Source organism: Micromonospora sp. NPDC048909, from assembly GCF_040649635.1.
Lineage (GTDB): Bacteria > Actinomycetota > Actinomycetes > Mycobacteriales > Micromonosporaceae > Micromonospora.
The window spans coordinates 156,604-169,057 of sequence record NZ_JBEZFU010000007.1 but is presented as its reverse complement, the minus strand read 5'-3'; the positions used below and the strand labels follow the sequence as shown (position 1 = coordinate 169,057).

Below are 12,454 nucleotides of genomic sequence, written 5' to 3'. Positions count from 1 at the left end.
CTTCTGCCTACAGGGGTTGGTAGGGGTCGTGGCTCTCGTGCTCGTCGGCACCGTCGACGTCGGAGGCGTCGGAGGCGCTGTCACGCGGCTCGCGCGACAGCTCGAGAGGTGACTGGTGCTCGATCGCGGAGTCGTCACGCGCGACAGGTCGCTCAGGCATGCATCGCCCTACGGCTATGGATCATGCAGTCATGCTCGGGGGGACAAGTGACCGCTCGCTATCCAGCGGATACGTCAATTTTCACGACGCGTTGCCGAGGGAGTCCTCTTCTGCGAACACTCCGGCCTCGACTGCCTTGACCGCGAGCGCGGTCCGGGAGGTCACCTTCAACTTGCGCATCGCCGCACGCAGCTGTTGATCCACCGTGGCCGGCGACTTGGCCAGGATCCGGCTGATCTCCCGGTTGGTCTTGCCGGCGACAACCAGTTGGACCACGTCGAGCTCGCGAGGTGAGAGCTGGTCGCCGTACCCTCGTCGGCCGCCGCGCCACAGTCGCGGGACCTCGGCGCCGTGTTCGCGAAGCCGCTGTGCGGCACGGTCCGCATCGCCGCGGGCGCCGAGCCGGAACAGTTGCTCGTACTGTGCGGCCAGCAGCACTCGGCCCTGTTCGATCTGGCCTTGCGCGATGAGCGCCTCGGCTTGACGCTCGCGGGCGAGCATGGCGTCGTAGGGGCGCGGCAACGCGCTCCAGGCGCGCGCCGCCCGACCGTATGCCGTCGCCGCGCGGGCGTGGTCTCCGGCTGCGGCGAGCAGCAGGGCACGGCATACGGTGAGCGCGGCGCGAGGCGCAGGCGCCGTGCGGCCACGCAGTCCTCTGGCGAACTGGTCGCCCAGGCGTGTCGCGGCCTTCAGGTCGCCCGCGACGAGGTGTGCCTCGATCCGGGCGGGGACGAGGTCCGTCGCCCAGACCCAGACGCCTTTTCTCCGGACGGTGTCCATCGGCTCGTTCGTGATCTGCAGCGCCCGGCCGCTGTTTCCGTCCGTCAGCCACAGTCTGGCCAGCGCAGCGGCGGCCTCCATCGTGTCGTCGGCTGCGCCGAGACGGGCAGACTCCTCGAGGACCAGCCGGAACTGCTCCTCCGCGGCGCGCCGCCGTCCGGCTGCGGCTGCCAGCCGGGCCGAGAGGCGAATGCTACCGAGGTAGTGCGCCGGCCGGTCTCGGTCGGCATCGGCGAGTGCCGCGCTTCGCTCCGCGAGACCCTCCCACCGGCCGGTCAGCCACGCCAGGTTGGCCTGTTCGAGTCGGACGTTGTGCTGTAACCGGTACGCCTGTTCGGCCTCGGCAAGGCGCATGGCCACGGCGAGGTGTTTTTCCGCGTCGGCGTACCGACCCCAGATCAGTGCGCCGGTCCCGACATTTGCGTGGATGCGGGCCACGTCGAGACGCTCCGCCGAGGTCGCGCCGTGGACGGGCAGGCCGGCGACGACGTCCCAGGCCTCCTCTTCGCCGAGCATGAGCAACGCGGCGGCTCGGTTGCCGGCCAGGTTCAGCCGCTCTGCGGGGGAATCGAATTCGGCGGCGAGCTCAGCGGCGCGATCCAGCCAGCGCCGATGGGTCGACGCCGGCCACGGTCCCGCATAGGCCCATCCGAGATAGGTCATTGCCCGAGCCGCCTCGACCGGGTCATGGTCGAGGTTGGCCACCGCCTGCTCCAGCTCGCTGAGTGCGGCCTGCGCCTCACCCCCGGTGATCAGGAGCCGACCCAGGGGGTTGCGGATCTCGGCCTGTTGGCGGGCGGAGAGACCGGGGGTCTCCAGCACCGAGCGCAAGGTACGGATCACACGGTGGTAGACCTCGTCGACCGGTTCACGCCGGCCCAGTGCGGCCACTCCGGCGATGCGCGCGACCCGTGCCCGATCCGCCGGCGGCAGCACCGCCCACGACAACAGATCCACCAGCACGTCGACCGCCTTGGTGTGGTCACCCGAGGCCATGGCCAGCTCGGCACCCTGCTCGGCGTACCGCGCCCAGGACTGCCGCTCGCCCGCCTCACGGAAGTGGTGGGCAAGGCGTGCCACAGGCGGCGGGTGGATGTCCTCCAAGGCCCGGCCGGCCAGCAGGTGGAAATGTCTGCGGTCGGTCAACGGGATCGCTTCGTAGACAGCCGTGGCGGCCAGCACATGCCGGAATCGCCACCGGCCGCGGTCGTCTCCGTCCAGGACGCCGGCGTCGGCCGCCTCCGCGACAGCGCCTCGACACGCAGCTGGTGACAGACCGGCGGTCATCGCGATCGTGGCCACCGATGACCGCTCAGCCAACGTCGCCGCGGCTCGCAACACCTGCTGCGCCGTCGGCGACAGACGGCCCACCCGCTCCCGGGTGGAGTCGCGCACCGTTGGCGGCACCTGTAGCTCGCGCAGCTTCAGCCGGACCCACTGTCCGTCGCGGAAGACGAGGTCGGCACGGTCGCACATGAGGCGAACCGACTCCTCCAGGGCCAGCGGAACGCCACCGGTCCGCTCGTGCATGAACGTCGCGAACTCCTGCGATACCGGGTTGCCGTCCAGCATCGAGGACACCAGCGCTGCCGTGTCGTCGGGTCGCATCGGCGCCAGGGCGATCCTCAGCTGGGTCACGCCAGCAGGCAACCGGGACGTCAGCCGCAGCAACAGCGATCCGACGTCCACCTCCTCCGGCCGATAGGAGACCACGAGGCTCGTCCCGTCCGACTGCTGTCGGGAGGTGACGAACAGCAGGAACTCCAAGGTCACCTCGTCTGCCCAGTGAGCGTCCTCCAGCACGAGAACGTCGACACGCAGAGCCCGCAGCAGCTCGTCCAGGGCGCGGAACAGGCGATGCCGTGCCGCCTTCGCATCGTCCAAGGGTGGCAGTGCGGGCGGCAGGTCCGAGGACCATTCAGGGAACAGGGGCCGTAACGCCCCCGCAAGCTCGGTGAGCCGCAATCGCGACACCGGGCGGTCGATCCCACGGAACGCGTCGACGATCGGCCCCAACGTCAGCGACTCGCGAAGCGGGGGGCACACCGAGACCAAGGCAGTGCGCTGGTCCGGCGCGGCCAACCACTCTCGCAGCAGTCGGCTCTTCCCGATCCCCGCCTCGCCCTCCACCAGCACGATCGCCGGTGGCCGGGCCAAGGCGCCGCGGAGCGCCGCCAGCTCCCGATCACGGCCCACGAAACGCGGCGTAGAAACCGTCGGTGAAGTCCCGTCGTCCTCGGGCGAGGGATCGTGCATGCGTGATGATCTCGCTTTTCGCTGCTCGGGCACAAGTACCATCGCGGCGACTCGCGTTGCGGGATCCTCAGCCGGAGTACCGAATCAGCATCGGGTTGAGCGGTCCGGAGACCGGGGTGTCCCGCGGCCAGTTCGCCAGCCACGTCGCCAGCCGCCCGGGCGGCCGGGCTGCGCAGCGTGCCGCACGCTGGCGAGTCGGCAGGACGCCAGGCCGTCTGCTGTTTGGACGCTCGGCGCTGTGCCTGTACGGGTCCGGCCGCGGGTTGTGGGTGGTCCGGCGGACTGAGGACCCGTCTGACGTCCGGAGGCTTTGTCAAGGGTGTGGCGATTGCTGCGTGAGTATCAGCTGTCCGAGTTCCTGGGTGCATCGGGTGAGCGCAACGTAGAGGCCGTTCCAGCCGCGCGGTTGTGCGGCGATGCCTTGGGGGTCGATGAGGAGCGTCGCGTCCCATTCCAATCCCTTGGACTGGGTTGCGGTGAGCACCGGCACATCGCTCAGCACGGCTAGGAGTTCGGCGATGCGCTCGGCGGGGGCGATGACGCCGACCATGCCGCCATGCCACCGTTGCTGCAGTTGTCGGACAGCTTGGGCGGCGGCGGCGGCAAGCTGGGCGGGTGCGATCGTGAGCTCCCAGGGGGCGATGCCGGAGGAGCGTACCGCCCGTGGCGGCGTGTTGTGGCTGCCAGCTTTCTTCAAGACCGGTTCGGTGAGGTCCATGACCTCGCGCGGGGTCCGGTAGCAGATGGTCAGTTCCGCGGCGGTCCAGCGGTCTCCGAAGACAGCCCGCACCGCTTGTGCCCAACTGGTGTGCCGGTGCGCTGCCTCCGCCTGGTCGATGTCGCCGACGGCGGTGATGGAGCGACTGGGACAGCGCCGTAGGACCATGTGCCACTGCATCTCGGACAGCTCTTGCGCCTCGTCGATCACGACGTGGCCGTACACCCAGTCGCGCTGCCGGCGAGCGCGGTCGGCGACGAACTCGCCCTGTGGTTGCGGGGCTTCGTCCTCGCCCAGCAGGTCGGCGAGGGCGTCGAGCAGGGCGATGTCGCTCGATGCCCAGGTGGCGGGCTCGGCCGAGACAGCGGTGATCTCCTGCGGGGACAGCTGCGGGGCGAACCGGGCCAGCAGGGTGCGGTCGGCCAGGAAATCACGCAGCAGGGTTTCGGCGTCGAGGGTGGGCCACCATGCCTCGATGAACCGGGCGATGGTGGCGTTCTCGGCGATACGATTACGGAGGTGTTCTATCTCATCCTCGGAGAGTAATCCGTCGATGTCGCTGCCGGTGGACGTCCTGCCGGGGCGGTGGTCATGCCGCAAGTCCCTGTCGACGCGGGCGAGGATGTCCTCGAAGCCCTCCTCCATCTCGTTCATCAGCGCCTCGCGCTGCTCGACGACGACTTCGGCAAGGAGGTGGTGCAGCTGCTCGGCGAACGCCGCGCGGGCGCGGTGGTACGGGCGTCCCTGCACCGCCGAGGCGAGCGCCTGTGCCACTGTTGCGGCTGTGATGACGTGGAACTCGCCCTCCCAGCGCAGCTTCAGCTCGCGGGGCCGGGGGAGCAGCGACGCGACGTAGTTTTCGAGCGCGGGCTGCCAGAGGGCGCGGCCCTTGATTTCGGCGAGCAGCCGGCTCTCGTCGCGGCCCACGCGGATCCCGGTCAGCAGAGTGTCGCAGGTCGCCGAGACGACGGCGGTCTCACCGAGCGCGGGCAGCACCTGGGCGATGTACTGGAGGAACCGCGGCGAGGGGCCGAGCACCAGGACCGCTTGGTCGGCCATCGTTCGGTGCGCGAACAGCAGGTAGGCGACGCGGTGCAGAGCAACCACGGTCTTGCCGGTGCCGGGACCGCCCTGAACGATCAGCGGACCGGTCGCCTCGGCGCGGATGATGTCGTCCTGTTCGCGTTGCAGCGTCGAGATCGCCGTCGACATGCGACCGGTACGCCGCTGGTCGAGGGCGGCCAGTAGAGCGCCTTCACCAACGAGTTCCGCCGTCATGGTCCCGTCCAGGGGCTCGTCGTCCACACCGACGACGGCCGATCCCCTCGTACGTATGTGACGGCGCCGTGCCTGACCCTGTGGGTCGACAGCCGTCGCGGTGTAGAACGGCCGAGCTGCCGGAGCGCGCCAGTCCACCAGCACGGGCTCGCTGTCCTCGCCGTCGTTGCGGAGACCGACACGGCCCACGTGTCGCACGGTGCCATCAAGACCGTCGAGGCGGCCGAAGACCAGCCCTTCCCGTGCTCGCCGTAGCTCGTCGTACTGATGGCGGAGCATGCGCTGCCGGGCCCGCTCCAACGCGTCCAGGGCCTCTGACGAAAGCTCGGCCTGCAGGTGTTCGGCCAGCGTGTCGCGCCGGGCCGTGGCCAAGTCGAGAAACGCCTGCTCCTCGGCGATCGCGGATCGGCGCGCGACGCCCTCCGCGATCGAGGTCGGCGGTTCGCCGTTCGGTGCTACTTCGCTGACGCCAGCAGTGCCGTCGCTGGGAGCAGAATCTCGGCGCATTCGCAAATCCTTGCATTGGTGTTCCGCTCGGGTCGGATACGCCGCAGCGCATTCCGGCGGCAAGCATAGAGCTGGTTCCTCCTCGTCGGCCCGGAACTCCGCCGGCAGAGATGGGAATCTCACTGCCTTGAGGTTCCGAGTCGCTTGTGGCCTCACCCAATCTTGATTCGCTTATTGACAGCTCGGCCCCTATCTGATCTGCAGGTGCGACAACCAGCGCACGACGCTGGGGATCGTCCCGCAAAACCCGCCGATCAGCGCGGCTTCGCGGCGTGCGCTTCCGCCGCTGGAACCGCACCCGTCCTGGCTCACCGTCTGCCGCCCGGCAGCTGGACCAGTCCGAGCAGGACGGTGGCCTCCCCGTCGGAGACGATGCGAGTGCTCACGCAATGCGCCGTCGCAGACCAGCCAGGAGGCCACCATCAGTTCGCGCGTCCTGAGAGACACCTTCTCGGTTGAATCGACAAAGCTGACCAGGTGCCCGCAAATACATCAACAGCGTTACGACCGCTCGAATTTATTCGATGAACACCTTCACGGAGTCGGCTAGCCCGTCGTTCCGGTTGACGCCGACGAAGAATTCGCTCCCCACATGGGTGACATCTTCGATCTCGTCGGTCAGGTTGTTCCCCGGAATTCCGATGTCGCTCTCCACATCGCCTCCGGACCAGTTGTACTGGTACACCCAGTTCCAGCCGGTGGCGGGCGTTGAGGTGTTGATTGACTTGGTGTTCCAGACATAGTTCTCAGAGCAGTCAATGCCTTGGTCGGAGCGATTATCGTGACTCGTCAGGTTGCTTTTCACCAGCGTCCATCCACTCGTCAGCGCACCGGCGCCGGGATGGGTCCACAGGCTACCCAACCGTCGGGCAGCATATTTGCCGGCTCCGCCGGCAGCCGTCGCGCTGTAGCAGAGGCCGCTGATGTTGCCTATCGGTAGACGCACTTCCCCGGTTGTGCCAAAAGATCCGTCGGCGTTCAGGCGCACGATTGTCACCTCGTCGCTCAGAAACGCGGATTGGCTCCCTTGGGTGGCGACCAAGGCCGGGCCCTGGCCCAGATAGTTCGCATTGTAGGCGAGGTCGTTGCCGTGGCCGAGTGTGGGCATGGAGGTTGGCGCCCCGGCGCAGACCCAGCTAGTGCCGTCCCAGCTTGAGCCGTCGCGCAACCACCTGGACAGGACAGGCTCCGCACCGGCCGCCTTTGTGAAAACGATGTAAAGCTGGCCGCCCGGCCCTGCCACCATGCCTTGCATGACCGTGCGACCCGCCTTGCACGAACTGCTGTTCGGGATGTTCAGCCGTTCCGCCCCGCTCCTGTCCGTAGCAGCGTAGGCAGACGCGGCCGGGGCAATAGCGATTCCAATTGAGAGTGCGAGCACGGACGCGATGCTTGATAGTTTCTTCACTTCGGTGTCTCTCCTCCAGGGGTAAGGCGAGAGCAGCGTATCAGTTTATGTCAACTCGTCTATTTTTGTTTGTTGTGGTAGCGAGCCGCGGTTCGCATACTGCGTGTCCCCAACCTCAGTCCGTGCCTGTCAGGTGTTTCTGGCGGACCCCCGGAATCAATCATCTGCTCGTCGGCGCGGTACACGGCGAGCGGGCGGCGCAGTACCGTGATGTCGCTTGTCGGGTCGCCGTTCACGACCAGTAGGTCGGCGTCGAATCCGGGGCGGATGCGGCCCTTGCTCCGCCCGAGGCCACACACCTCGGCGCCGACCGAGGTGGCCGCGGCGAGGGCGGCGGTGGCGGGGATGCCGCACGCGACGTAATCGACGAGCGTCTCTGGCAGGATCCCGTGCGGCTTCGCCGGGCCGAGGCCCGCGTCCGAGCCGGCCACCAGGCGGACCCCGGCCCGGTGCAGGGTGGTAACGCCGTCGCGCAGCGTGGCCTCGCTGAGCCCGGCCCGCGCCGCCATCGCCACCACCTCCGGTGGCGTGACCACGGCCGGGTCGGTGCCGAGCGTGGCACAGACCGCCACCCCGGACGTGGCCAGGCGGTCCGCGAGCTCGTCGGGGACGTGGGCGCCGGTCGCGGTCACGCACGTGCAGTGTTCGATGCCGTCGACACCGACGCGCAGCGCCTGCTCGACCGCGCTGAGCGCGTGCGCGTGCGCGGTCACCGGCAGGCCCAAGTCGTGCGCCCGGGTCAGCGCGGCGGTCAGCTCCTGGTCGGTGAACTGAGGCCGGGTGGTGTCGGTGCCGGGGGTGAACACCCCACCGCTGGCCATGACCTTCACCAGATCAGCGCCGGCCTCCGCCCGCAGCCGCACGGCCTCGCGGATCCCGTCGACGCCGCTCGCCTCGCCCCCCATCGACCAGCAGTGCCCGCCGACGCTGGTGACCGGCGCGCCCGACCCCACCACCGTTGGCAGATCGTCGCGCACCTCCCGGTCCCGCCACCGGAGCACGGCGCCGCGCCGGTCGCCCAGGTCCCGAACCGTCGTGACGCCGGCCGCCAAGTGCGAGCGCAGCGACGCCTCGATGACCGCGTCGAGGTCCGGCTCGGGACGCTCGGCGAGCCGGCCGAGCGCGTCGAGCCCAGCGTCGGCGCACAGGTGCACGTGCGCATCGATCAAGCCAGGCAGCACGGTGCCGTCGGGCTCCTCGCGCACCGGCCAGCCCTCCGGCACCTCGGCCCGACCCCGGTGCACGTCGGCGATGCGCCCGTCGTCCAGCAGGACCAGCACCCCGCCGTCCAGCAGCCGCTCGCCGTCGAACATCCGCGCCGCCCGGACAGCATGCTTCGTCATCGACCCTCCCCGCTGAGTTGAACCGCTTCGGGCGAACTCTCAGCTGACGGCACTGTGCGAACACGCGGCTCTGGTCAGCTTGACGTACGACGCGGAAGCCACCAGCAGCCCGACGCCCCAGAGTGTGTGGCCCCTGTTTCCAGCAGGAACGGCAGGAACGGACCACCGAGATCACCGCGGACCCAGGCGCTCCTGAGCGCGACTGCAGGTCGATGTGGACGGCGGGGCCACTAAAGGCTCGCAGTCCGAGACGTTATCGCGCCGGCGCTCGAACCAGGGTGACACGCCGACGGTAGTCGGCGGCCACGGCTATCACGAGGGGACCCCATGCGATCAGTGGCACGTAGTAACGGAGCACTTCCCAGTCGGGAACTGGGTGCACGGGTTCGTCGTGACCGACTCCGACCCATCCGCGCGGCACGAAGTGGAACGTCTGGTTCAGGACGAAGTACACGGTGATGGCGACGAGCAGTGAACCGCCGGCCACGGCAAGGATCACGACTGGGCGTGCCGGGATCGGCCGGCCTCCGAGCAGCGGTACCCAGTGCGGAACCTGTTCTCCCCATCGATGCACCAGTCCGAGTGTCGACAGGGCAAGAACCATCGACAGGGCGGACAGGAAGATCATGTACCAGGTGGTGGCGGCCTCCTCAGTGAACAAGAAAGACACTCGCCAGACTGCGGACGGCAGGACGCAGAGCGGGACGGCGTAGGCGGCCCAGACGGCCCAGGGTGACGGCGCCGCGGCCAAGGCACGCTCGAAGTCGGTGGAACTCACGACTGCTCCGATCCTCGAAGGCCGACGTCATCGCGGCTTCGGCCGTGGTCCGGCCGAATTGGCGGCTCAGGGCGGCAGGCCGGTGGCCTGTTCCTGCGGCCGGTGGTGAGGGCGTAGCCGGTGGTGGTGACGCCCAACGACACACCCCAACCGAGGAACACCAGCAGCGTGGCGGCCACCGCCCACCCCTCCCACACGTCTGGCCGGTGCGTGTCGCCGGCAAGCAACTGCCGCACGAACACCGAGACGCTCAACGCGCCGTAGGTGACCAGCGCGAGCGACACCACCCCGGCCGGGATCACCGCCAGGAGCCGGGGGACCGGTTGCCCCCGCAGTCCCGGCACCCAGCGCGGGAACTGCTGCCCCCATCGCTGTACCAATCCGAGAACGAGCAGGCCGGCGAGCGGCGGGACGAGGGTGATCGCCAAACCGGTCCAGGTCGAGAGGTTCCGGTGAATGTCATCCAGTTGCCGCTGCGGAATCCCGAACGGAACGCCGAGCACCCACAGCCCGTGCGGCACCGCCCAACCGACCACCGGCAGAGCGACCGCCACGTACGCCCAGCGGCGGGTCCACCGCGGCACCGGCTGGTACTCGGCCTCCCGCGCTGCGCGCTGGGGAGCGCAGGCGTCGGCGAGCCCGGCGAACAGGAGACCGCCGGTCGCCAGCGCGAGCCGTGCGCCGAGGTCGCGCCAGTCCGAGGGGCGTCCCGCCAACGCCGCAGGGATCTCGAAGAGCAGATGCAGCGGGAACGCGAGGACCAGGAGCAGCGCGGCCGCCGCCCAACTGCCGGCGACCGGGTAGGGGCCGGGGAACCGGACCGCGCACACGACCAGCACCGCGAGGGCGGCACCGATTCCCACCGCTCCCCACCCCGCCCAGAACGGCAGTGTCTCGACCTGGTTCGCGCCGCACCCGCCCGTCGGGTCGACCAGATCGGTGCGGTCGCAGGCGGTGTACCCCCACCGGCCACCCGCGATCCAGTACGCCCGCACAGTCACTTCGGCGACGACGAACACGATGCAGGCCACCGCCCACGGCCGGACCCGAGGAGCGGCAGCTGACCGGGGGGAACGAGCCGAGAGACCTGACATGCCAACCCCCTGCGGAGCGTCCCGACCACGTGCCGGACCCGTGGCCGTGCGATCCGGGACCCGCACGCGCCCGGGCCGTTGCCTCGCCGTCATCGCTTGACCACCTCGACCACGGCCGGGGTCAGCGGCCCGGTCCGGACCGAGAGCGGTGCCAACCACGCCGCGAGACGCCGTCCCCGCCGGCTCATGGGCACCGCAACGATCACCTCGTAGCCGAGCACCAACCGGGTCTTCCGCTCCTCATGCGATCGGTCGGCAACTCGACCAGCCATCCCAGGACTGACAGAACAAGGCTTGATGGTCATGGAGCAATGCTCTGTGGCGACTGGCGAGGCTGTCCTCCCGGTAGGGAGGGACGCGCTCCCTCTACCGGGGGAGTGCAGACCTTGAATGGTCCAGTTGTATGGGGTTGAAGGGGCAGTCCGGTGTGAGCGAGGAAATCGTCGAGTAGGTCGGTGTGGACATGGTCGACTGGTATGCGCGGGCCGAAGTGGGTGGTGACGTCGTCCGGATCTCGGAACCGCACGTCAACGAGCTGGTGTCGGCGAACTTCTGGTGGTTGCGCGGCAACGATCGTGACATCGTGGTCGACGCCGGGCTCGGTGTCGTCGCGTTGCGGGAGGCGATTCCGGGCCTGTTCGAGCGGGATCCGATGGTCCTGCTCACCCATGCGCACCTGGATCATGTCGGTGGGGCGCCTGAGTTCGGTGACCGGGCCGCCCATCCCGCCGAGGCGGGGCTCCTGGCGGCGGGGGTACCGGCGAGCCTGTACGGCGCGGAGCTTTACGACAAGCTCGGGATCGACGCGGCTGGAGAGCCTGTCCCGGAGCTCATGATCGACGCATTGCCCGGTCCCGGCTACGACCCGGCTACCTACCGCGTCGAACCGATGACCCTGAACCGCTTGCTCGACGACGGCGACCGAATCGACCTGGGCGGGCGAGTACTGACTGTGCTGCACCTTCCCGGCCACACACCGGGAAGCGTCGCCGTGCTGGAGGAGCGCACCGGGACCCTGTATTCCGGCGACGTCATCTACGACGGTGCCTTGATCGACAACCTGCCGAACTCCGACGTGGCTGACTACCGGCGAAGCATGGAGTTCCTCGCCGACCTCGACGTCTCCGTCGTCCATCCCGGCCATGGGCACAGCTTCGGCAGGACACGGCTTCGCCAGTTGGCCGAGACCTACCTACGCACGAAAGCCTAGGTTGGATCGGGTTGGAGCAGGCGAGTAGTGCTAACGCCGCTCAGCCCGAGATGATCAGGCGGTTGTCGTAGTCCATGGACTCTCGGGTGAGTAGGTTTCTGTGCCGGCGGTGCCAAGCTCCTGAGCGCAGGTCGGCGTGCAGCTTTCCGACGGCTGGCTCGACCACGGACGTCGGTAGCTCAGCGAACGTTGAGCTTGCTTGCCGGATGACCGGGTCAAGGTAGAACTCGGGGCGCCGGCGCCGCTCCCGGGTGGTCTCAGCACGGATGGGCCGAGGTGCCGATGCGCGGTCCCGTGGAACGGAGGCCAGCGGAAACTCGGTGCCGGCTCCGAGAAGGTGGGTCGGCCCGGCCGTCGCCGCAGCCCGGCCCGGGTGCGGCAACGGCCGGTTCCGGCCGGACGGAAGGGGCCGCGGTTCAGCGGCCCGGCAGGCGTTCGGTGATCTCCTGCAGGAGGAACCCGTTGCCGTCCGGATCGGTGAACGAGGCGAACGACCCGTACGAGCGCCGGCCCGGGTAGAGGCCGGGCACCCGCTTGGCGGTCCCGGCGTGGTGGAAGACACCGTCCGCGTCGTGGAAGATCTCGCTGACCTCGACGCCCTTGCTGACCAGGTCCGCGCGGGCCTCTTCGATGTCCCTGACGATGAGATGCACGTTTTCCACCGAACCGGGGGCGGCGGTGCCGATGCCCTCGCCGACCACGATCGAGCAGTGCGATCCGGGCGGGGTGAAGTGCACGACCCGGAAGCCGTCGCCGCCGGCGTAGTCGAGGTCCTCGCGGAACCCGAGCCGGCTGTAGAACTCCCTGGCCCGGTCGACGTCGGCCACCGGCAATACGATCAGCTCAAGCTGGTAGTCCACCATCATGTCCTCCTGGGCGAATCGGATGCCGTCCGGCATCCGGCACCCACCTTCGCGCGCCC

General features: G+C 69.0%; 10 protein-coding genes. 1 reads left to right on the top strand and 9 read right to left on the bottom strand.

The genetic code is table 11. The annotated features are described in order from the left end of the window. Positions 1 to 7: 7 nt before the first annotated feature. From AB0C04_RS20735 to AB0C04_RS20700, 8 genes are all read right to left on the bottom strand, one after another. Positions 8 to 160, bottom strand: a complete 153-nt coding sequence (locus AB0C04_RS20735) for a hypothetical protein (RefSeq protein WP_357056967.1) — start codon at positions 158 to 160, stop codon at positions 8 to 10. A gap of 81 nt (positions 161 to 241) precedes the next feature. Next, positions 242 to 3,196 (bottom strand): AAA family ATPase, encoded by a 2,955-nt coding sequence (locus tag AB0C04_RS20730; RefSeq protein ID WP_357056964.1) that lies wholly within the window; start codon positions 3,194 to 3,196, stop codon positions 242 to 244. A gap of 313 nt (positions 3,197 to 3,509) precedes the next feature. Then, positions 3,510 to 5,699, bottom strand: a complete 2,190-nt coding sequence (locus tag AB0C04_RS20725) for a UvrD-helicase domain-containing protein (RefSeq protein ID WP_357056961.1) — start codon at positions 5,697 to 5,699, stop codon at positions 3,510 to 3,512. A gap of 517 nt (positions 5,700 to 6,216) precedes the next feature. Then, complete coding sequence (locus tag AB0C04_RS20720; RefSeq protein WP_357056958.1) at positions 6,217 to 7,080, bottom strand: hypothetical protein; 864 nt, start codon at positions 7,078 to 7,080, stop codon at positions 6,217 to 6,219. Between the two features lie 86 nt (positions 7,081 to 7,166). Then, a complete protein-coding gene (locus AB0C04_RS20715; RefSeq protein ID WP_357056956.1) occupies positions 7,167 to 8,450 on the bottom strand; it encodes an amidohydrolase family protein in 1,284 nt (427 codons plus the stop codon). 253 nt (positions 8,451 to 8,703) lie between these two features. Further along, on the bottom strand, positions 8,704 to 9,228 hold the full coding sequence (locus tag AB0C04_RS20710; RefSeq protein ID WP_357056954.1) for a hypothetical protein: 525 nt from the start codon (positions 9,226 to 9,228) through the stop codon (positions 8,704 to 8,706). Then, a complete protein-coding gene (locus tag AB0C04_RS20705; protein ID WP_357056951.1) occupies positions 9,225 to 10,259 on the bottom strand; it encodes a hypothetical protein in 1,035 nt (344 codons plus the stop codon). The genes AB0C04_RS20710 and AB0C04_RS20705 overlap by 4 nt, the downstream gene beginning before the upstream one ends. Before the next feature lie 152 nt (positions 10,260 to 10,411). Continuing rightward, entirely contained in the window at positions 10,412 to 10,627 is a 216-nt protein-coding gene (locus tag AB0C04_RS20700) for a hypothetical protein (RefSeq protein ID WP_357056948.1), read from the bottom strand. A 158-nt stretch (positions 10,628 to 10,785) separates the two neighbouring features. Here AB0C04_RS20700 and AB0C04_RS20695 point away from each other — a divergent pair, with 158 nt between their 5' ends. Then, positions 10,786 to 11,532 (top strand): MBL fold metallo-hydrolase, encoded by a 747-nt coding sequence (locus AB0C04_RS20695; protein ID WP_357057283.1) that lies wholly within the window; start codon positions 10,786 to 10,788, stop codon positions 11,530 to 11,532. Between the two features lie 416 nt (positions 11,533 to 11,948). Here AB0C04_RS20695 and AB0C04_RS20690 read toward each other — a convergent pair whose 3' ends face one another. Further along, entirely contained in the window at positions 11,949 to 12,431 is a 483-nt protein-coding gene (locus AB0C04_RS20690) for a VOC family protein (protein WP_357056946.1), read from the bottom strand. Positions 12,432 to 12,454: the final 23 nt, after the last annotated feature.

What these genes read in the sequence shown, in the direction of transcription:
- AB0C04_RS20735 (WP_357056967.1), bottom strand. Translation starts at nt 160, where the DNA reads ATGCCTGAGCGACCTGTCGCGCGTGACGACTCCGCGATCGAGCACCAG.
- AB0C04_RS20730 (WP_357056964.1), bottom strand. Translation starts at nt 3,196, where the DNA reads ATGCACGATCCCTCGCCCGAGGACGACGGGACTTCACCGACGGTTTCT.
- AB0C04_RS20725 (WP_357056961.1), bottom strand. Translation starts at nt 5,699, where the DNA reads ATGCGCCGAGATTCTGCTCCCAGCGACGGCACTGCTGGCGTCAGCGAA.
- AB0C04_RS20715 (WP_357056956.1), bottom strand. Translation starts at nt 8,450, where the DNA reads ATGACGAAGCATGCTGTCCGGGCGGCGCGGATGTTCGACGGCGAGCGG.
- AB0C04_RS20700 (WP_357056948.1), bottom strand. Translation starts at nt 10,627, where the DNA reads ATGACCATCAAGCCTTGTTCTGTCAGTCCTGGGATGGCTGGTCGAGTT.
- AB0C04_RS20695 (WP_357057283.1), top strand. Translation starts at nt 10,786, where the DNA reads ATGGTCGACTGGTATGCGCGGGCCGAAGTGGGTGGTGACGTCGTCCGG.
- AB0C04_RS20690 (WP_357056946.1), bottom strand. Translation starts at nt 12,431, where the DNA reads ATGCCGGACGGCATCCGATTCGCCCAGGAGGACATGATGGTGGACTAC.